Origin of the sequence: Sinomonas sp. B1-1 (assembly GCF_050474465.1) — a bacterium.
GTDB classification, from domain to species: domain Bacteria; phylum Actinomycetota; class Actinomycetes; order Actinomycetales; family Micrococcaceae; genus Sinomonas; species Sinomonas flava.
The window spans coordinates 154639-174084 of record NZ_JBCHVF010000004.1 but is presented as its reverse complement, the minus strand read 5'-3'; the positions used below and the strand labels follow the sequence as shown (position 1 = coordinate 174084).

The 19446-nt window shown below is 68.5% G+C and carries 13 protein-coding genes and 1 riboswitch; of the genes, 5 read left to right on the top strand and 8 right to left on the bottom strand.

Annotation, left to right across the window (positions count from 1 at the left end; genetic code table 11):
- Window positions 1-40 precede the first annotated feature (40 nt).
- The 8 genes from ACQ5BE_RS09370 to ACQ5BE_RS09335 form a co-directional block, all read right to left on the bottom strand.
- Window positions 41-1411: an LLM class flavin-dependent oxidoreductase gene (locus tag ACQ5BE_RS09370; protein ID WP_430296765.1), complete on the bottom strand. Its 1371-nt coding sequence runs from the start codon at window positions 1409-1411 to the stop codon at window positions 41-43.
- Entirely contained in the window at window positions 1408-2748 is a 1341-nt protein-coding gene (locus tag ACQ5BE_RS09365; RefSeq protein WP_430296764.1) for an MFS transporter, read from the bottom strand. The genes ACQ5BE_RS09370 and ACQ5BE_RS09365 overlap by 4 nt, the downstream gene beginning before the upstream one ends.
- A gap of 36 nt (window positions 2749-2784) precedes the next feature.
- A riboswitch (SAM riboswitch) is annotated at window positions 2785-2900 on the bottom strand.
- Between the two features lie 84 nt (window positions 2901-2984).
- Window positions 2985-3998 carry a sensor histidine kinase gene (locus ACQ5BE_RS09360; protein WP_430296763.1) on the bottom strand — a complete coding sequence of 338 codons (1014 nt, stop codon included), beginning with the start codon at window positions 3996-3998 and terminating at the stop codon, window positions 2985-2987.
- Window positions 3999-4054: 56 nt separating this feature from the next.
- Window positions 4055-5518: a glycosyltransferase family 87 protein gene (locus ACQ5BE_RS09355; protein WP_430296762.1), complete on the bottom strand. Its 1464-nt coding sequence runs from the start codon at window positions 5516-5518 to the stop codon at window positions 4055-4057.
- A 38-nt stretch (window positions 5519-5556) separates the two neighbouring features.
- Window positions 5557-6411: a S1 family peptidase gene (locus ACQ5BE_RS09350; protein ID WP_430296761.1), complete on the bottom strand. Its 855-nt coding sequence runs from the start codon at window positions 6409-6411 to the stop codon at window positions 5557-5559.
- Between the two features lie 116 nt (window positions 6412-6527).
- Window positions 6528-6764 (bottom strand): hypothetical protein, encoded by a 237-nt coding sequence (locus ACQ5BE_RS09345; RefSeq protein ID WP_430296760.1) that lies wholly within the window; start codon window positions 6762-6764, stop codon window positions 6528-6530.
- 665 nt (window positions 6765-7429) lie between these two features.
- Window positions 7430-8029: a histidine phosphatase family protein gene (locus tag ACQ5BE_RS09340; RefSeq protein ID WP_430296759.1), complete on the bottom strand. Its 600-nt coding sequence runs from the start codon at window positions 8027-8029 to the stop codon at window positions 7430-7432.
- On the bottom strand, window positions 8030-9598 hold the full coding sequence (locus ACQ5BE_RS09335) for a CCA tRNA nucleotidyltransferase (protein WP_430296758.1): 1569 nt from the start codon (window positions 9596-9598) through the stop codon (window positions 8030-8032).
- Between the two features lie 138 nt (window positions 9599-9736).
- On the opposite strand from ACQ5BE_RS09335, the gene ACQ5BE_RS09330 reads away from it, so the two are divergent.
- The 5 genes from ACQ5BE_RS09330 (at window position 9737) to trxA (ending at window position 15548) form a co-directional block, all read left to right on the top strand.
- Window positions 9737-10243: an NUDIX hydrolase gene (locus ACQ5BE_RS09330; protein ID WP_413251063.1), complete on the top strand. Its 507-nt coding sequence runs from the start codon at window positions 9737-9739 to the stop codon at window positions 10241-10243.
- A 7-nt stretch (window positions 10244-10250) separates the two neighbouring features.
- The gene (murJ, locus tag ACQ5BE_RS09325) at window positions 10251-12182 is read left to right on the top strand and encodes a murein biosynthesis integral membrane protein MurJ (RefSeq protein WP_430296757.1); all 1932 of its coding nucleotides are present in this window, start codon (window positions 10251-10253) and stop codon (window positions 12180-12182) included.
- 102 nt (window positions 12183-12284) lie between these two features.
- Window positions 12285-14027: an ABC transporter substrate-binding protein gene (locus ACQ5BE_RS09320; RefSeq protein ID WP_430296756.1), complete on the top strand. Its 1743-nt coding sequence runs from the start codon at window positions 12285-12287 to the stop codon at window positions 14025-14027.
- 189 nt (window positions 14028-14216) lie between these two features.
- On the top strand, window positions 14217-15191 hold the full coding sequence (trxB, locus tag ACQ5BE_RS09315) for a thioredoxin-disulfide reductase (protein WP_430296755.1): 975 nt from the start codon (window positions 14217-14219) through the stop codon (window positions 15189-15191).
- 27 nt (window positions 15192-15218) lie between these two features.
- Window positions 15219-15548: a thioredoxin gene (gene trxA / locus ACQ5BE_RS09310; RefSeq protein WP_430296754.1), complete on the top strand. Its 330-nt coding sequence runs from the start codon at window positions 15219-15221 to the stop codon at window positions 15546-15548.
- Window positions 15549-19446: the final 3898 nt, after the last annotated feature.

Genomic DNA, 19446 nt, shown 5'->3' with positions numbered 1-19446 from the left:
ATTGTGCCGCGCCCACGAGTACGCCCCGTGGGCTACCGCCTCAGCCCACCGGGACGCGCGCGGCGGCACCCGGATGGTCCGCGGCGAGCCGCGGGCCCTTCCCGAGGACAGCCTCGCGGAACGTCGCGCCGGGAGCGGGTTCGGCGAGGAGGCCACGCCGGCGCAGCTCGGGCGAGACGAGACGGGCGAACTCGAGCAGGTCCGCGGGGCGTACCGCCGAGGTCAGGTTGAACCCGTCGATGCCGCCCTCCTCGGCGAAGCGCTCGAGCTCGTCCGCCACGGTCGTCGGGGAACCGACGATCACCGGCCCGCGTCCGCCGATCGAGACGAACTTCGCGACCTCGCGCAGGGTCCAGGTGCGGTCGGGGTCGAGCAGGGTGAACTGCGCGAGGGCGGACTGGTTGGCCTCGCTCCTGATGTACGTCAGGGGCGCGTCCTGGTCGAGGCCGGAGAGGTCCAGGCCGGTCCAGCCGGCGAACAGCGCCAGCGCCGCATCGGTGTCCACGTGCGCCTCGTAGTCGGCGAGCTTCGCCGCGGCCGCCTCGTCGGTCTCGGCCACGATCACGGTGGCGATGTTGAAGGCCTTGACCGACTCCGGGGCGCGCCCGGCCGCGGCCAGCTCGGCGCGGAGCCCGTCCGTGTACTTGCGCGCCTGGGCCGGGGTGGAGGCGGCGAAGAACACGGCCTCGGCGTGCCGCCCTGCGAAGGCGCGCCCGCGCGCCGACGCGCCGGCCTGGAACAGGAGCGGGGTCCGCTGCGGGGATGGCCCCACGAGCGCGGGCCCGGGCACCCGGTACACGTCGCCGTCGTGCCCGATCCCCCGCACCCCCGCAGGGTCCACGAACACGTTGGCCGCGGCGTCCGCGAGCACCGCCCCGTCGTGGACGGAGCCCTCCCAGAGCTTGTAGACCACGTCCATGAACTCCTCGGCGCGGTCGTAGCGCTCGTCGTGCGGGATCTGGGTGTCGAGGCCGAGGTTCCTGGCGGCCGACTCCTGGTACGAGGTCACGATGTTCCACCCGACGCGCCCGCCGGTGAGGTGGTCGAGCGTGCCGAACTTGCGGGCGAGCAGGTACGGGTGCTCGTAGGTGACCGAGGCCGTGACCCCGAAGCCGAGCCGCTCCGTGGCGGCCGCGAGGGCCGAGACGATGAGCAGCGGATCCAGCGTGGGGTACTGCACGCCCCCGCGCACGGCGGCGTCGGCGGAGCCCCCGTAGACGTCGTACTGGCCGAGGATGTCGGCGAAGAAGATTCCATGGAACCCGCCGTCCTCGAGTGCCTTCGCGAGGTCCGTCCAGTACCCGAGCTCGGCGAACCGGTGCGCCCCGGAGTCGGGGTGGCGCCACAGCCCGGGCGACTGGTGCACGGGCACGAGCATCTCGAAAGCGTTGAGGAGCAGCGGCTTGGTCACGAGGCCTCCTTGAGTGCGGTCTGGGCAGCGCGTCCCCGGACGGGGTCCTTCGCAGCAAGTGCGGCGGCGGTGGTGAGGATCGCGAGGAACACGAACCAGCCGCACACGAGCCACGGCTGACCGCCGCCGGCCTGCAGGAGCGAGGCAGCGACGAGCGGGGTGATCGCGGCGGAGAGGACGGTGCCGACCTGGTACCCGAAGGACACTCCCGAGTAGCGCAGCTCGGTGGGGAACTGCTCGGCGAACCACGCGGCCTGAGGACCGTAGATGGCGTCGTGCAGGATGTTCATCCCCACGAGCAGGACGAGGGGCAGGAACGCGAGGTTCCCGTGGTCCAGGAACCAGAAGAACGGCCAGATGAGCACCGCGACGCCGATTGCGGCGCCCACGGCGATCCGCTTGCGGCCGATCCGGTCAGAGAGCCAGCCCCAGAACGGGCCCGAGAAGAGGCCGATCGCCGAGACGATGAGGATGGCGGTGAGCCCCGACGCCGTGTCCTCGCGGCGGTCCTTGAGGTAGCCGAGGATGTAGACGGTCATGAGGGTGTAGATGGCCGGCTGGACCAGGCGCAGGCCGACCGTGACGAGGATCCCGCGCGGGTGCTCGCGGAGCACCCGGACCACCGGCCGCGCCACGACGCGGTCCTGTTCCTGCACGGCGGTGAACTCGTCGGCGTCGGTCACCCCGAGACGGATCCACAGCCCGACCAGCACGAGGGCGCCCGAGAACAGGAAGGGGATGCGCCAGCCGAAGGTCTGGAACTGGTCGGCGGTGAGGAAGGCCTGGGCGAGCGCGTAGGCACCGGTGGCCAGCAGCATGCCGGCGGCGGAGCCGACCTGCGTGAACGAGCCGAAGAAGCCGCGCTGTCCCGCGGGGGCGTGCTCCACGGAGAGCAGGGCGGAGCCGCCCCACTCCGCGCCGGCGGAGAGGCCCTGGATGAGCCGCAGCAGCACGAGCCCGGCCACGGCGAGGATGCCGATCGCGGCATAGTTCGGCAGGACGCCGATGAGGGTCGAGGCCACGCCCATGGTCAGGAGCGACCACACGAGCAGCGCCTTCCGGCCGATCCGGTCGCCGAGGTGCCCCGCGATCACCCCGCCGAGGGGCCGCGCCACGAAGCCCACGGCGTAGGTCGCGAATGAGGCGAGGATGCCGACAAGCGGCGAGGCGTCGGGGAAGAACTGCTTGTTGAACACGAGCGCGGAGGCCGTGCCGTAGAGGTAGAAGTCGTACCACTCGATGGTTGTCCCGACGAACGCCGAGGCGAGGATGCGCCGCTTGGCGCGGAGCGTCGCCCCGAGCCCGGCGCGGGCGGGTGCGGTCAGCTGTGTGGCCATGGAGGTCCTTCGTGTCACGGCGTCCAGCTCCGCGGGGCGCCATACTTACGACGCCGGTCTGCCGGCGCCGTCGAATCCTCACCTGGAGCACCCCGCTACAGCAGGAGGGTTGCCGTCCGGCCAGCCAGGGCTTGCCACCGGATCTCTTGATTCTTCTTCAGGATTGTTCCGAGGCACGCCGCGGCCCCGCAAAGCGCCTCGTCACAAAGCGCAAAACTGCGGGGCCGGGGTCCTGGTCAGTGGCCGTCCGCAGTGGGGGTCCCGGGCGTGCCGATGCTCACGGTGACACGCGTGCCCTCGCCCGGTGCCGAGGCGACCGCCATGGCCCCGCCGGCCTCCTCGACGCGCTCCCTCAGCACGCGCAGCCCGTTCTCGCGCGCCGCGCCCCCGGCCGCATCCGTCGGGTCGAAGCCTGCGCCGTCGTCGCGGACCTCGAGCGTCACCTCGTCCTCGAGGTAGGCCAGGCGCACGACGGCGGTGCTCGCCTGCGCGTCCTGCCAGACGTTCGCGAGGCTCGCCTGGGCGGCCTTGAGGAACGCGTCCTCCGCGGCGTCGGGCAGGGCGCGGGAGGTCCCTTCGAGGTCGAAGCGGCAGGTGAGGCCCGTTCCCCGCGCTGCCGATGCGGCGGTGGTCCGCTCGCACAGCGTCCGGAGGGCCTCTGCGAGGCGGGGGTCCTGGCGCTGCGCGGCCGGCTGCCGGACCGAGGCCTCCTCCCGCGGCGGCTTGGGTGCGGGTTCGGTGCGCCGGGCGGCGGCAGGCGTCGCCTCGACGGGCGCGGGTGGCGCGGGCTCCTCGCGTGGGGTGGGCTGTGATCCCGGCACCGGCTCGTCAGCCGGCTGAGACGGGAGCGGGAGCTGAAGCTGGACGAAGAACAACGGGATGGCGACCCAGACGAACTCCGCGCTGACGGCCACGAGCACGGCCCACAGCGCGCACATCCCCGCGAGCCAGTGCAGCCGGTACTGCGCCGGCTCGAAGGGGAGGCCCTTCGCGGGCCATTTCTGGAGCACGGTCCCGGCCGCGTACGCCGCCCCGAGGAGTCCGGCGAGGGGAAGCACAATGCCTGGTGCGGCCCCGGCTGCGTCCGGGGCCAGGGCGCGAACAGTCCCGATCAGGAGCAGGAGCGCGAAGGCCACGTGCAGTGCCGTGGGGAGCCAGCGGAGGACCCGCTCGGCCGGCGTCGCGGGGGGATCTGGGGAAGGCTGGGGAGTCTGGGCTGCCGTTGCTGGGGGGCTTGAGCGGCTGAACATGGCCCCGAGCCTACCGGCGGCCGCCGCGCGCGCTCGGGACATCGCCCGGAGCTTCCTCAGAGACGGACAGGAGCCTTCCGGCGCTGTTCCCACCAGCTGCGCAGGCTGTCGAGGGTGACGACGTCGGGGGCGCCGTCGAACGCGCCGCCCTGCGGGTCGTCCTGGCGGCTGCGGCGGATGGGGTCGCCCGCGGGGTTGTAGATGTCCATGACGACCTTGACGCACAGGTACACGAGCGCGCCCATGTGCGCGAGGATCGCGCCGACATAGTAGGGCGAGTCGATGTTGTTCTGGGGCGGTCCCCCGCTGGTCCACTGCCCGAGGTACATCCAGACTGCCGCCCAGTGGACGGCCTCGATGGCCATCCAGATGAGGAAGTCCCGCCAGCGGGGGCGAGCCAGCGCGAGCAGCGGGATGAGCCACACGACGAACTGCGGAGAGTACACCTTGTTCGTCAGGATGAACGCCGCCACGACGAGGAACGCGAGCTGCGCGAGCCGCGGACGCCTGGGGGCGTGGAGCGCGATCACGGCGATCACCGCGCACAGGAGCACGAGCGAGACGGTGACCATCGCGTTGATGCCCGGGGCGTCGAGCATGATCCAGTGGAGCCGCTCGGCGATGAGGTTCCAGGCGAAGTAGATCGAGGAGAAACCGGCCGGGCGCTCCCTGGTGAAGTCGAGGAAGTACCCCCAGCCGCGCGGGTTCATGAGGAAGATCGGCAGGTTCACCGCAATCCAGGCCCCTGCCGTTCCGGCGACTGTGAGCAGGAGCGGGCGGTACTTCCCCGTACGGACCGAGAGCACGAGGATGGCGCCGAGCACGACGATCGGGTACAGCTTCGTGGCCGTCCCCAGACCGATGAACACCCCGGCCCACACCGGCCGGTGCCGGGCGAACGCGAGGAGGGCCAGCGCGAGGAGCGCGACGGCCCACATGTCCCAGTTGATGAATCCGGAGAGGATGGCGCCGGGCGCGATCGCGAGCATCGCTGCGTCCCAGGGGCGCCGCCGGTTGGAGCGGGCTGTCGCGATGACCGCGACGAGCCACATGACGGTGATGAGGGCTGCGTTGATGTCGAAGTAGGTGGTGGCCCGCGCGTCCGAGACGCCCGAGCCGGGGACGAGGAGCGCCGTCGCCCCAGCGATGAGCCCCATGATCACGGGGTACTCGAAGAGGGCGTCCTGGGTGAAGAACGGCAGGACGCCCTCGGCGAGCCCACGCTCCTTGAAGAGCGTGGGCAGGTCCGAGTAGCACGTGGCGTAGAAGTGGGTGGGCGTGTTCCAGCCGTTGGCCCGGCAGTATCCCTTGATGACGACGCCGATGATGGCGGCCACTGCGGTCAGGACGATGAGCACGCGCTCGGGCGTCCAGAAGCCGCTCTTGACGAGGCCGGGCGCCGCATGGTCCCCGAGGGGGCCGCCGATCGACTCGGAGAGGGTGTGGAGGAGGGGGTCGTTGCGGGTCGGCGAGATCACCGGGTACGGCTTGGGGGGCTTCTCGTCGGTTCTCGACTCCATGCCCCCGAGCCTACCGGCCCCCAGACGGCCCCTCCGCCCTAGACCGCCGACGTCACGCGGGCGAGCCAGTCCTGTGCCTCGGCGATGTCGACGCGCTGGATTCCGGCCGTGTACCGGCAGTTCTTGCTGCCGAAGCTGACGATCCCGATGACCTCCCCGTTGAGGAACACGGGTCCACCCGAGTCCCCGAAGCAGATGCCGCCTGTGCCCCGCGCATCGTTGTCATTGCCGTTGGCCTGGACGATCTGGTGCTCGATCTTCCCCTGCAGTGGCATGTCGACGTAGCGCCGCTCCATCGGGAAGGCAATCGGCGTAGGCGTCTGGGGGCCAGAATCCGGCTTCCCCATGACGTCGCCGTAGCCCACCGCCCTCACGATCGTCTTGGGCACGTCACCGGGACGGATGGCGTCCAGCGTTCCGAGGGCCGCGAGCGGGTAGGCGGGCTGGGTGACCGGGGAGTCCAGGACGATGACACCGAGGTCGTTCCAGTTGTCCGGGTCCGTGAACCGCGAGTAGCCGGGGTGCGTCTGGGCCGTGCCGGAGATCTGGCCCTCGAGTTCGCCGGCGGTGTAGCCGACGGCAGGATTCACGGCTGGCGGAAGTCCGGTCGTCGGCCCCTGAGAGATCTCGGACCGGAACGACACGTACGTCTTCCCGACCACGCCGTAGGTGCAGTGCCCGGCGGTCAGCAGGACCGTCGGCGAGACGAGCACGGCAGAGCAGCGGGACCGCTGCGTCCCCTGCGGCCCCTGGATATAGGACACGATCCAGGCCACCCCGGTGTGCTCCGTGTCGCTTGTCCCACCGGTGCTCGCCTGGGCAGGTGCTGCCCCCGCGACGAGGGCGAATACCGAGATCAGCGCCGCAAGGGCAGCGGCTAGTTTGGTGCGCATGATTCCCCATCCCCGTGCGCCGGTGCGCACACGGGGAGAATTCTTCACGACGAGACCGGGACCGGCCAAGTGCCGGATGTGAGATCCAGCTCACATCCGGCACCCGGACCTCACGCTCAGTGGATGGGCATCGGCATGCCGATGGCGCGCCATGCGTCCTCGCGGTGACGCTCGATGCGGCGCTCGTCGATGCGGCGGCCCAGCAGGTGGCGGAAGAGTCGGTACACGCTGTTCACCTCCTTCCGGATCGGGGGGACGGACGACGGCGCAGCGGTCGCCGGCGGCGCGACGGTCACCGCATGGGCGGAGTCCGCCAGGGGAGACGACGTGATGGAGGGGGCGGGCGAGGGCATGGGGAAGCTCCTTCGAAGAGGCCATCAAGGAATCAGCGCAGCAGGAATCAACGCAGGGCAGATGACGGCATGGAAGAAGGGTCGGCAATTCCGCAGAAGAACAGCGTGTAGGGCGCGCAGAAATACTCAGGAAAAGGGCGCAGAAGTCGCTCAAAATGCCCGCGCGGAATTCAAGGCCGGGTAATTCTGAGGAATTGCCGCCCCAGGCCGCGCGGAGGTAGGTGGCCGTGAGAACGGCCCCGACGGCGCGGGACGGAACGCGGGAACTGCGGCAGACACACCTGTCCGGGTGCCGCCTCGCGCGGAGACCCCAAGCGCGAAGGGCTGAAGCGCGGCGAGGCTGATGCCGTCAGGTGTGCGCGGAAGTCAGGACCGTCCGCCCGTCAGAACGCGGATCGCGTCGAGGAAGAGGTCAGGAAGATGCCTCGACACGGAACGGGAGGACGCCGTGGAACCGCCACGCCGCATCATTGCCGCCGTGGTTGAGAACCTTGGTGACGATCATTGGTCCACCCTCCTTCGCTGCCGTGGTGACATTCAGGGGCCGCCGAGGAACTATTCCCGGGCACGGAAATAAAGCTAGCCCAGCCTCTGGATAAAAGGCAAGGGGAGGCTGAAGAAAATACCAGAAGAAATTGTCGGGGCAGGAGGGTACGGGCAGGAGGCTACAGTCCCCAGGCTTCGATCGCGGGAGTCCTCTTGTCCCATCCGAGCCGGCAGGCCTTCGCCGTGCCGAGGATGAAGTGCCGCCCTTCGGTCGCGGGGAGCCCGAGCCACCGCGCGGCCAGAATGCGGCAGAAGTGGCCGTGCGCTACCACGAGCACGTTCTCGCAGCCGGAAGTCCGCACCCTCTCGACAATCCGATCGGCCCGGTCACCCACGTGCGTCAGCAGCTCGCCGTTGGGCACCCCGTCGTTCCAGATGAGATAGCCGGGATTCTGCTTGCGCACATCGGCAGAGCGCACACCCTCGTAGTCGCCGTAGTCCCACTCGACCGCGTTCGGCTCCAGCTCGGCGTCCGGGAAGCCGGCGAGCTCCGCCGTCCTGCGTGCGCGCTGCAGGGGTGAGGTCAGCACGAGACCGAACCCGACGCCGTCGAGCGTCTTGCCCGCCTGACGCGCCTGGTCCTCGCCCTCGGTGGTGAGGGGGAGGTCGGTGAGGCCGGTGTACTGGCCGCTGCGGGACCATTCCGTCTCGCCGTGGCGCAGGAGCCAGAGCCGCGTGAGGCCGTAGTCTTCCTGGCCCGGGAGGCCCATGCTGTGCATCTAGTGCTCCTCTTCCTCTGCCGCGGCGTCGGGCGCTGCGGCTGCTTCTGGCTGCTGCGCCCACCAGTCGAGCAGCCGGGCCCGCGCCTCGTCCTCGGAGGCGGGCCCGTTCTCCATCCGCTCGTTGAGCAGGAATGCGTAGGCGCGTCCCACGAGCGGCCCCGGGCGGATTCCGAGGGCCTCCATGATCTGCTGCCCGTCCAGGTCCGGACGGATGGCCGCGAGCTCCTCCTGCTCCGCGAGCTCGGCGATCCGCCGTTCGAGGTCGTCGTAGGCGAAGGAGAGGCGGTCGGCCTTGCGCTGGTTCCGTGTCGTGACGTCGGAGCGCGTGAGCCGGTGGAGGCGCTCGAGGAGCGGCCCGGCGTCGGTCACGTACCGGCGGACGGCGGAGTCGGTCCAGCCCGATTCCCCATACCCGTAGAAGCGCATGTGCAGCTCGACGAGGCGGGCCACGGCCTTGATCGTGTCGTTGTCGAACCGGAGGGCCTTCATGCGCTTCTTCACCAGCTTGGACCCGACCACGTCGTGGTGACGGAAGCTGACCGCGCCGCCCGGCTCGAACCGACGCGTGGCCGGCTTGCCGACGTCGTGCATGAGCGCGGCGAACCGCAGCACGAAGTCCGGGCCGGGGACGGGCCCGTCGGGGCCGGTCTCGAGCTCGGCAGCCTGCTCGAGGACCGTGAGGGAATGGTGGTAGACGTCCTTGTGCCGGTGGTGCTCGTCCGCCTCGAGCTGGAGCGCCGGGATCTCGGGCAGCACGATGGCGGCGAGGCCGGTGTCGACGAGGAGGTCGATCCCCGCGCGGGGGGCGGCCCCGTTGACGAGCTTGACGAGCTCGTCCCGCACCCGCTCGGCCGAGATGATCTCGATGCGCTGGGCCATCTCGGTCATCGCGGCCCGAACCTCCGGCGCCACGTCGACGCCGAGCTGGGAGGCGAACCGGGCTGCGCGCATCATGCGCAGAGGATCGTCCGAGAAGGACAGCTCCGGGGTGCCGGGCGTGCGCAGGACGCCGGCGTGGAGGTCGTCGAGGCCGCCGAAGGGGTCGACCAGCTCGAGCGAGGGCAGGCGGAGCGCCATCGCGTTCATGCTGAAATCCCGCCGCTGGAGGTCCGCGACGAGGTCGGTGCCGAAGGCGACGGCGGGCTTGCGCGAGTCCGGGTCGTAGGCCTCCGCCCGGTAGGTCGTCACCTCGATCTGATGGCCGCCCTTCCGCAGGCCGATCGTGCCGAACTCCCGGCCGATGTCCCAGTGCGCATCCGCCCAGCCCCTGATGGCCGCGATCGTCTGGTCCGGGCTGGCATCCGTGGTGAAGTCGAGGTCCGGAGACGTGCGCCCCAGGAAGAGGTCGCGGACGGGGCCGCCGACCAGGGAGAGCTCGAAGCCCGCCTCCGCGAAGCGCCGGCCGAGCTCGAGGACCACCGGATCGACCTCGAAGGCCTCGGCCGTCTCGGCCGCGGCCTCCGCGCCGGCACCGGGGATCGTGTCCTTCGAACCCGTGCTGTGGGGGCCCTTGTCCTTCAGGCCCGCCCCGTGCCTGCCCTGCGCTGTCGTCTCATCTGATGCCATAGTCCTTAAAGCTTGGCAGATCCCGGCGCGGGCGACCCTCCCGCGCCGAGCGCAATCGCGGCAGGGGCCGTGTTCGTTACAGTGGACTGCATGGTCATCCCGTTGCCGAGCGATCCTCAGAAGAGGAGGAGTGCGCCCCTGCCGTCGGCAATCGGGCCGCACATCGCCCCGGCTGGGCACGGCTATCCCTCCTCCCTCCCCACGGTCGAGGAGGTCTCGGCGGGCGGCGTGGTCGTCGAGACGAGCGACCCGAACCTGCCGGTCGCGATCATCGCCCGGCTCAACCGCGGCGGCCGGCTCGAGTGGTGCCTCCCCAAGGGCCACCCGGAGGGGCGCGAGTCCAACGAGCACGCGGCGGTCCGTGAGATCAGCGAGGAGACCGGCATCCGGGGCGAGATCCTCGCCCCGCTCGGGAGCATCGACTACTGGTTCACGGTCACCGGGCACCGCGTGCACAAGACCGTCCACCACTATCTCCTGCGCGCCGTCTCGGGAGACCTGACCATCGAGAACGACCCGGACCACGAGGCGGTCGACGTCGCGTGGGTCCCCATCTCGGAGCTTGCCCGGCGCCTGTCCTTCCCGAACGAGCGCCGCATCGCGGACCTGGCCCGCGAGGTGCTGCCCGAGCACCTGCTCTCGTGAGGTAGGCATGGCCTCTCCCAAGTCCGTCCCGGCGTCCGAGGCGCGCTCGAGCGCCATCATGGCCGCCGGCACGCTCATCTCCAGGGCGCTCGGCTTCATCCGCTCATGGATGCTCATCCTCGCTCTCGGCCTCGGATCCACGGTCGCGGACACCTTCGTCAACGCGAACAACCTCCCCAACCTGATCTTCCTCCTCGTGGCAGGCGGGGTGTTCAACGCGGTCCTCGTGCCGCAGATCATCAAGGCGAGCAAGGCGGCCGACGGCGGAGCGGACTACATCAGCAGGCTCCTGACACTGGGCGTCCTCGTGATGTTCACGCTTACGGCCGCCGTCACGCTCGCCGCGCCATGGGTCATGCAGCTGACCACCTCGGGGTACAGCCCGCAGCAGCTGGCCCTCGCGACGGTGTTCGCGTTCTGGTGCCTTCCGCAGATCTTCTTCTACGGCCTCTACGCCCTCCTGACCCAGGTCCTCAACGCGCACGGTGCCTTCGGGCCGGCGATGTGGGCGCCCATCGTCAACAACATCGTGGCGATCGCGGGCCTCGGGATGTTCGTGTGGATCTTCGGGGCGAACCGGACGAACCCACACAGTCTGGACAACTGGACCGGCGCGCACACGTTCTTCATCGCGGGGCTCTCGACGATCGGCGTGCTCGTCCAGACGGCCCTGCTGCTCCTGCCGGTCATCCGGCTCCGCCTGCGGCTCCGGCCGGCCTTCGGCTGGCGCGGGGTCGGCCTCGGCACGGCGGCCCGCCTTGGCGCGTGGACGCTCGCGACGACCGCCGTGGGCCAGCTGACCTTCCTCTATGTCATGAAGATCGCCTCCCAGCCCGGCGCCGAGCGCGAGCGGCTGCGCGAGGCCGGCGACCCGCTGTGGCAGCAGATCCCCGGCAACACCGTGCTGGAGATCGCCTCCCAGCTGTACCTGCTGCCGCACTCGATCATCGCGCTCTCCTTGGCGACAGTCCTCTTCAACCGGATGACCGAGGCCTCGCAGGCAGGCGACCGTGCGGGCGTCCGCGAGGCCCTCTCGCACGGCCTGCGCACCATGGCCGTCGCCACCGTCTTCGCGGCGCTGGCGCTGTTCGCCCTGGCGGCGCCGCTGGGCATGTTCTTCTCGGGCGGCAGCGCCTCGGACGGCGTCATGCTCGCGCAGACCCTCAGCATCCTCGCGCTGAGCACACCCTTCATGAGCGCGAACTTCATGATGGCCCGCGTCTTCTACGCGAAGGAGGACGCCCGCACCCCGTTCAAGATCCAGCTGTGGCTCGCGATCCTGAACGTGGTCGGCGCCTTCGCCATCCAGTACGTGCCGCCGCGGTACATCATCTTCTCCATCGCGAGCCTCTACACCGTGGGCAACATCTTGTCGGTCGTGCTCAGCAGCCACTACCTGCGCAAGCAGCTCGGCCATCTCGACGGCGCCCACGTGGCCCGCTCCTACATCCGCATGGGCTACGCCGCCACGGGCTCCGCACTCGTGGGGGCGGTCGCCGTCGGCCTCCTGGGCGGGTACCGGCCCGAGGGCTTCATCTGGAGCTCGAACTGGGCTGCCCTGGCCGCCATCGCGATCATCGCGGTCCCGATGCTCGTCGTGTACTTCGTGCTCCTGCGGCTCTTCCGGGTCACCGAGCTGCAGGACCTCCTCCGCCCGCTGCTCGGGAGGCTGGGCGCCCGGGTCGCCGGGGCGCCGTCGCCGGCCACCGCGCACGACGGCGCCGCTGCCGCCGCCCGCGCGCGCGCCGACGAGGAGAACCCGGCCACCGCCGCACTGCAGATCATCTCCGACGACACGGGCATCATCCCCCGCATCTCGGGCCAGTTCGACCCGGTGATGTACCGGGCTCGGCCGTCCAGCGCGCGGATCGAGCGGGTGCCCGGGCGGCGCACGTTCCAGGGTCCCCCGGGGCAGAACCCGCATTTCCCCGAGGACTGAGCACCCCGCCGCTCAGGGGCGCGCGGGCCCGGTCCGCTAGGATCACTAGCAGCACAGGGCAACGCCGACGGCCGCGCCCGCGCCAGCGACCAGGAGGTTTCCGTGTCCCAGTCCATCGACGTCGGCACAGTGCTCGGGGGGCGGTACAAGGTCACGTCCTCGATCGTGTCGTCCCAAGAGGGCGATCTCGTCCTCGACGGCGTGGACCAGGTCCTCAACCGTCCCGTGAGCATCCTCGTGTCGGGACCGTCCAACGCTGACCAGCTCGCGCAGAGCGCCCGTGAGGTCGCCACGGGCGAACGCCACGGCGCCGTGCAGGTCCTCGACCTCGGCATCAGCCACGGATCCACCTACCTCATCACCAACCACACGTCTCCGGCGGACCTGCTCGACCTGATCGTCCCGCAGGACACCCCGTACGTCGAGCCGTTCTTCACGGACACCCTGGGCAGCGAGATCTTCGGACAGCGGCGGTCCAACGAGCCCGAGACGTACGACGGCTCGTACGATCCCAACCACCGCGACCGGTACATCCAGTACGACGACTACGGCCAGGACGAGTCGGGGCGGAACGGTGCGGGACGGAACGGGGCCGCGCCCGCGGGCACGCAGGAGCAGACCCCGTTACGCTTCCCGACGCCGTCGCAGGGTTCTGGTCGGGCTTCGGGTTCGGGGAGCGCCGCCGCAGCGGGTGCTGCCGGTGGTGCGGCGGCAGCTGGAGCCGGGGCAGCGTCGATCCCGCCGCCACCGCCCACTCCGCCGCGCTCTGCGCCGGGCCAGACGGACGGCACCGGTCCCGGCGAGGAGGGAACCGCGGGCGGTGCCAGCCCCAAGGTGACTCCATGGCCGGCCAAGCCCGGATCTGCTGCGCAGCAGCCCTCCGGCAGGGAGGCGCCCACCGCCGCGGCGCCGCAGGTCCGGCCTTCCTCTGAGCCTGCAACCCGGGCGCAGCCGTCCCGCCTGCCGTCGGGCGACGCGGGCCGTGCGGGCGCAGCCGCCGCAGGAGGAGTGGCCGCCGGCGCCGCTGCGGGCGCGGCCGCCCGGGGCGGGAACGCAGCAGCCTCGCGGGATGCGGACCAGGGCCGTCCGCACTATCCCTCCTCACGCCCGGCTGCGTCGCTCCCTCCGCAGGCGAGGGCGACTGCGGCGTCGACCGACTACGACGACGAGGACGACGAGGAGACCCGCCCCCGTTCGGTGCCGTGGCTGGTCGGCGGGGTGCTCGCCGTGGTGCTCATCGCTGCCCTCATCTTCGCCTTCACCACGCTTGGCGGACTCTTCCAGCCGCAGCAGCCTCAGCAGACGGCTGGCGGCCAGCAGCAGCCGACGCAGAACCAGGGCGCGTCGCCAGCGCCGTCGGCTCCCTCGAATGCGCCGACCACCGCGCCGGCCGCGCCGCCAGCCATCGACAACGTCACGCGGATCAATCCGAACGACCTCCAGTTCGCCCTGAACTACGACAGCAAGCTCGCTGCCACGTTCGACGGGAACACGGCGACCTACTGGTCGGACATGGAGTTCGCGCGAGAGGACTGGGGCGGGTTCGTCCGGAGCGTCTCCCTGGCCGTCGAACTGAAGGACAAGGTTCCGGTCAAGCAGGTCACTCTCAGCCAGTCCGGCGGCTCCGGCGGCAACCTGAGCATCTACACGAATGACCAGCCCAGCCTCTCCGGTGCCACCCTCGCAGGAACGACGTCGTTCACCGGACCGCAGGTTTCTGTCCCGGTGGCGAACAGCCCGAGCGCCAAGTACGTCATCATCCAGATCAATTCGCTTCCCAGGCTGTCCGCGCCGAAGACGCAGTACAACTTCGGTCTGCGCCTCACTGAGATCAAGGTCGAGTAGCAGCGGCGTCCCGGAGGGCAGGTCTCCCGGGCGCGTGAAGATGAGCCCGTGGGGCCCCGGACTTCTCCGGGGCCCCACTGCTTCCTTGGGTACGCTTGGACGAGAGCGCCCCGGAATATCGACGCCCGTCGATATGTTGTGGCTCCTAACGGCCCGCGCCAAGATCAACAAGGGAGAGGCACAAACCCTGTGAGCATTGAAGAGACCGCCGCAGACATCCGCGACGTCATTGTCGTCGGTTCTGGCCCGGCCGGATACACCGCTGCCATCTACACTGCACGAGCCAACCTGAAGCCGTTGATTTTCGCGGGGTCCGTGACCGCTGGCGGTGAGCTCATGAACACCACCGAGGTGGAGAACTTCCCCGGGTTCCCCGAGGGCGTCATGGGCCCGGAGCTCATGGACAAGCTTGAGCAGCAGGCCGCGAAGTTCGGCGCGCAGATCGAGTTCGAGGACGTCGAGTCGGTGGACCTCGAGGGTGAGGTCAAGTCGGTCACGCTTGCCAGCGGCGAGACGTACCGCGCGCGTTCCGTCATCATCGCGACGGGCTCGGCCTATCGCGAACTCGGCCTCCCGAACGAGAAGCGGCTTTCGGGCCACGGCGTCAGCTGGTGTGCAACCTGCGACGGCTTCTTCTTCAAGGATCAGGACATTGCCGTGGTCGGCGGTGGTGACTCCGCGATGGAGGAGGCGCTCTTCCTGACCAAGTTCGCGCGCTCGGTGACGATCGTGCACCGCCGTGACAGCCTTCGCGCCTCGAAGATCATGGCAGATCGTGCACTCGCGCACGAGAAGATCCGCTTCGCCTGGAACTCCGAGGTCGCAGACGTGGTCGGTGACGACAAGGTCTCTGCACTCAGGCTGCGGAGCACCATCGACGGATCCGAGTCCGAGATCAACGTCACCGGCGTCTTCGTCGCCATCGGCAACGATCCCCGTACCGCCCTCGTGAAGGACGTCCTCGAGCTGACGGCGGAAGGCACCATCGCCGTGCAGGGTCGCTCTTCCAAGACAAGCGTTCCCGGCGTCTTCGCCGCTGGCGATGTCGTCGATCCCACCTACCGTCAGGCCATCACCGCTGCCGGCTCCGGCTGCGTTGCTGCCCTCGACGTCGAGCACTACCTTGCCGACGTCGAAGCCCGCGCCCTCGCACAGCAGGCCTGAGAAACCACAAAAGATCGGATACCAGGTATGAGCAACGCCAAGAACGTCACCGACGCTGATTTCACCAATTCGGTCCTCATGGCCGAGAAGCCCGTCATCGTGGACTTCTGGGCCGAATGGTGTGGTCCGTGCCGCAAGCTCGGACCAATCCTTGACGACATCTCCGTCGAGTATGCGGACCAGGTCGAGGTTGTGAAGGTGGATGTCGACAACAACCCCAACATCGCCGCCGAGTACGGGATCACCTCGATCCCTGCTGTCTACCTCTTCGAGAAGGGCCGGGTCACCGGCACCGTGATCGGGGCCCGACCGAAGCAGTACTTCGAGAAGGAATGGAGCGAGGTCCTCTCCAAGTAGAACGTTTTACTGCCCCCGAGGGAGGGCGCGAACCGAACGGTTCGCGCCCTTTCTGCTATTTACGCCCCATCGATTGACCGCGTTTCACGTGAAACGAAGCTCCATCGGCGCCGGAGATGAGGCGTTTTCGACTGCGGCCCCCACAGGCTGTTCGGCGTCTCGGCTAGTCGTTTCACATGAAACAGACCGGGGTGCGCCTTCTATCCCTGCGGCGCGCCGGCCTTCCCCCACGACCACAACCAGAAGATCGCCTTCCGGCCCAGCTCACTGAGCTCCACATCCCAGTACAGAGAGCATCTGAATGCCAGAACACCCTCGTTCGGTTTCTCAGCATCCATCCACCAAGATTGGAGTGTCGACGCCGAGCAGCTCTGGACTACAGCGCCGTGGGTGCAGGTCTTCGGATTCCCCGGCCCGCAATGCCCCGCAATGCCCCGCAATGCGAACGTCAGCAAGCGCACCTCTCTGCAGTGCCCAACTTCGCTTCGTTGTGTATCACCCCCGCCATGACGAGTGGCGACGTTCATGGCCGATCGGAGTGTCGGGCAAATCTGGCCGTGCGTCCAAACACCGCGAGAGAACGCCCTTGCGGCACGGACGGCTTCCGTGCACACAAAGCCTGAAGCTCAAACCTCCGCCCAGTGCTCGAAATGATGAAGTAGATCTACTGTCCTGTTGATAGAGATCGGGATAGAGCGTCGAAGCAGGGGTCTTCTGGCGCTGCTGTCGCGCGCGACGCATCAGGCATCCGGCGCCACCTCGACCCAATCATCGTGTGACCCCAGGCACACTCACTGGCTTACGCCTCCGATCGGTCCCACGATCTGCGGCCGCTGTTTCACGTGAAACAAGACGTGCGCCCCCAGACACAGCTTCGCCGTCCGCTCGTCCCAGCCTTTTCGTGCTTGGTCTGGGGAATCAGTGAGACTCCAGCGAGAAAGGCTGGCGGGCGCTGATCAGCAGTACCACCGCGCGCAAGCCATCACGCGCTCACCTCGACGCGCCTCCGGGGTCTCATTCGAGAACTGCGGAATACGCAGCCAGACTTCCGCCCTTCCGAGCATTGACCGTGCGACCTGCCGGGCCAGATGAAAGAGCACATTGGCCGCACATTGGACCGTCGACGCCGCGCGACGCGAGAAGCCGCCGTACATGCGTGAGATTCGTGTACCACAGAGGGCGCGGTAGGAGCGAGGGGCCTATGGACGCGGAAGCAGATGCGAGCCACAAGCGCTGCTCAAGTCCTCTCTGCCAGGGAAAGACATCCACTAGCCGGCCTCGGTTCAAGAGCTTCGACCCATTCGGGAGTCAGATGGCTTCCACCAAGCTCCAGCCTCTTCGGATCCGACCGGTAAGCGCTCTAGCCTGGTCTGTGTTACTGACCAATGCGGCACGCATTATCTGCTGAGTACCTGCTGACCGAAAAGACATGTAGTACTGGCCAAAGCCGAAGCCCGCACAATGCCGCGGTCGGCAGTGGGATGATCGATCGGCCACCCATGGCGTCCGCCGCCCATCCCCCCCGCGCACGTCCCCAAAGACACATGCACGTCATGACCTCATATTCCGAGCGCCTCCACTAGGGTCTCGGCCCGTCCCTGTCGAGACGAACCAGGACCGACGTGCCCACCGCCCGAACGCTAGATCGAGCTGGCATTGCCGTCGCGGCTGTATTGCCCTTCGACGTCTCGGAGTCGGTCAGCAGTACCTCCCACCCAACTACTGCGTGCGCCGTCTCCTGCGCCCTTGCCGCTTGGAACAGAAAGCAAGTCAGCGGTGTCCCCAGCGATCACGTTTCACGTGAAACAACGGCAGTAGCACGGGCCGTCCGGCGTAGCACGGGCCGTGCCGCGTCGGCGGCTCCGGCGCGCGGACGTCACCTAGCAGTCTCTCCCGTGATACGAGAACCATACCCGGGTACGCACTCGGCCCGCTGGGCGTGCACCTAGGCCCCACCCGACCGAAACAAGCTGCTTCAGATCAGGACCAATGGTGCGCATGAAGCGGGCCGTCGTCGGCCCTGCTCCCGGCGTCCCTTTGAGGGGGTGAGAGTCCCCTGACCGGGCCAACTAGGAACACTCGGGCCTTGCCCGAGGGCAGTCCATAGGGGACGGGCTCGTCAACCATGGCGACAATCGGTTCACTTTATCCACAGCTGAATCCACAGGCACTGTCCACAGTCAGATAGACACAATCCACAGTTCGCTGAGCGGCCATGCTTCACCGCCGCCCCGAGATGCGTCTTCTTGGTTCAGCGACGGTGCAACGCGGCGGACCGGGATCGGGAATTTCCGAGCTGGAGGATGCAAGATTCTGGCCTCACCGATGCTTTTCTGCAGCGGATTCAGGTAGAGCTCGGTCGCCTCACCCTCGCTCGCCCGCGGGGTTGCAGGGCTGTCGCCTCATGACGTACATCGAATCGTGTCGCACCACCGCCGCGGTGGGCGCATGATTGCCGGGATGGACTCCCCCGGGCTAATGTCCACAGCGGCTATCCACACGGTTATCCACAGGAGAGTGCAGCAGGGGGCCCGAGATTCCCACACCGATATCCACAGGCTCGGTTTGACCTGGACATAGCTCCCCGCCGGGAAGACCGTGCACTTCTCAGGCGATGTCGAAGGACATGGAGTCCACCGCCGCACGTCTGACGAGAGGTGGGTGTCCCCATGAGAGGGGCTACCCGGAGGAGCGAGTTCGCCTTGGGAGCCCGAAGTGGCACGACGGCCCCTTTTCTACCCATACGCGCCATCATCCTCCGGGAAGGCCCACGAGCCCGCGGAACGCCCGAGGACTACGCTGAACCTCGGGTCAGACCGCGAACCCTCGTCCAGCGTCGGGTAGAGGCAGTCACCGCTGAGGGCCAATTCGTCGGGGTCCGACCTCGGCCATAAGTCGACGCCGAGCTGGACGTGTGCCGCTGCCGTGAGCCCTATTCGCGCGGGCACTTTGACACAGAAGGCGTCACCGCGGAGCGCTCAGGGTGTGCAGGGAGGAGGCAGATGCACGCACGAATAGGTGCGTGCACCGCCACTGATGCGACCGGGGCATAGCTGCCGAGTCGCTCCAATGGGCTAAGCCCCTCCGGGCACATCCCCAGTCGTGCTGGCCAACTCTGCCCAGGCCGCGGTCCGCCCATACGTCACGGCAATCGGGACTCAGGTTTCACGTGAAACAGAACGAATGGATGAGTTGTCGTCGCTCGTCGAGGAAGAAGCGGCCCGGGCGTAATAGATTTCGCATAGCCGGCTGCTCGAGTGCTCTTACTCGGCGACACGCCGGGGTTCGGGGTATCGATCCTTCCGACTGAGCCTTCGCTGGATCGTTGGGGGCTGAGCACGGCTGGTTACAGCGACGCTTGATAGCTTCGCCATCCACAGTAGGTTCGTCGTTGCTGTACGGGCGTATGGACCTTCCGCGTGGCCGACCTCGAGACGATGCGCCCTGGATCGATTCGCGCTCAGGTCGCGCTTCGAGTAGCTGATCCTTTGGGCTCATCCTTTACGGCCGAAGAGTAGACCGGGTGTTTCACGTGAAACAGAAGGAGCACCGATTCCGGGCGTTCGCCGATCCACTCAGCGGTCGGCCGCACCAGACTCTCGCCACAGACTAGACACATGCCCGCCATTGGATCGCGACGACGAAGACAGCTGGATTTCTCATAGCGTATGCCTGACCGGGCAAAGCGTCGCCATCGAACGATGGCGAGTGGGTATCCCGGGGGGCGGCGGCGGCGTAATGCCGCCAGCACATCCTCCCTCGGCACACCCAAGAACGCCGGGCCCGCTCCCGGTGCTCCTTATGACAGCGTGGTGAAGATGGTGGGCACTGCTGACCGCTTTTCCCTCCCAGTGGCCGCACCGGGACGGAAAGGGGCACGTCGCATAGACGTACTAAC

Excerpts from the sequence above, each read along its gene's own strand:
- ACQ5BE_RS09365 (WP_430296764.1), bottom strand. The coding sequence starts at position 2,748 with ATGGCCACACAGCTGACCGCACCCGCCCGCGCCGGGCTCGGGGCGACG.
- ACQ5BE_RS09360 (WP_430296763.1), bottom strand. The coding sequence starts at position 3,998 with ATGTTCAGCCGCTCAAGCCCCCCAGCAACGGCAGCCCAGACTCCCCAG.
- ACQ5BE_RS09355 (WP_430296762.1), bottom strand. The coding sequence starts at position 5,518 with ATGGAGTCGAGAACCGACGAGAAGCCCCCCAAGCCGTACCCGGTGATC.
- ACQ5BE_RS09350 (WP_430296761.1), bottom strand. The coding sequence starts at position 6,411 with ATGCGCACCAAACTAGCCGCTGCCCTTGCGGCGCTGATCTCGGTATTC.
- ACQ5BE_RS09345 (WP_430296760.1), bottom strand. The coding sequence starts at position 6,764 with ATGCCCTCGCCCGCCCCCTCCATCACGTCGTCTCCCCTGGCGGACTCC.
- ACQ5BE_RS09340 (WP_430296759.1), bottom strand. The coding sequence starts at position 8,029 with ATGCACAGCATGGGCCTCCCGGGCCAGGAAGACTACGGCCTCACGCGG.
- ACQ5BE_RS09335 (WP_430296758.1), bottom strand. The coding sequence starts at position 9,598 with ATGGCATCAGATGAGACGACAGCGCAGGGCAGGCACGGGGCGGGCCTG.
- murJ (WP_430296757.1), top strand. The coding sequence starts at position 10,251 with ATGGCCTCTCCCAAGTCCGTCCCGGCGTCCGAGGCGCGCTCGAGCGCC.
- trxA (WP_430296754.1), top strand. The coding sequence starts at position 15,219 with ATGAGCAACGCCAAGAACGTCACCGACGCTGATTTCACCAATTCGGTC.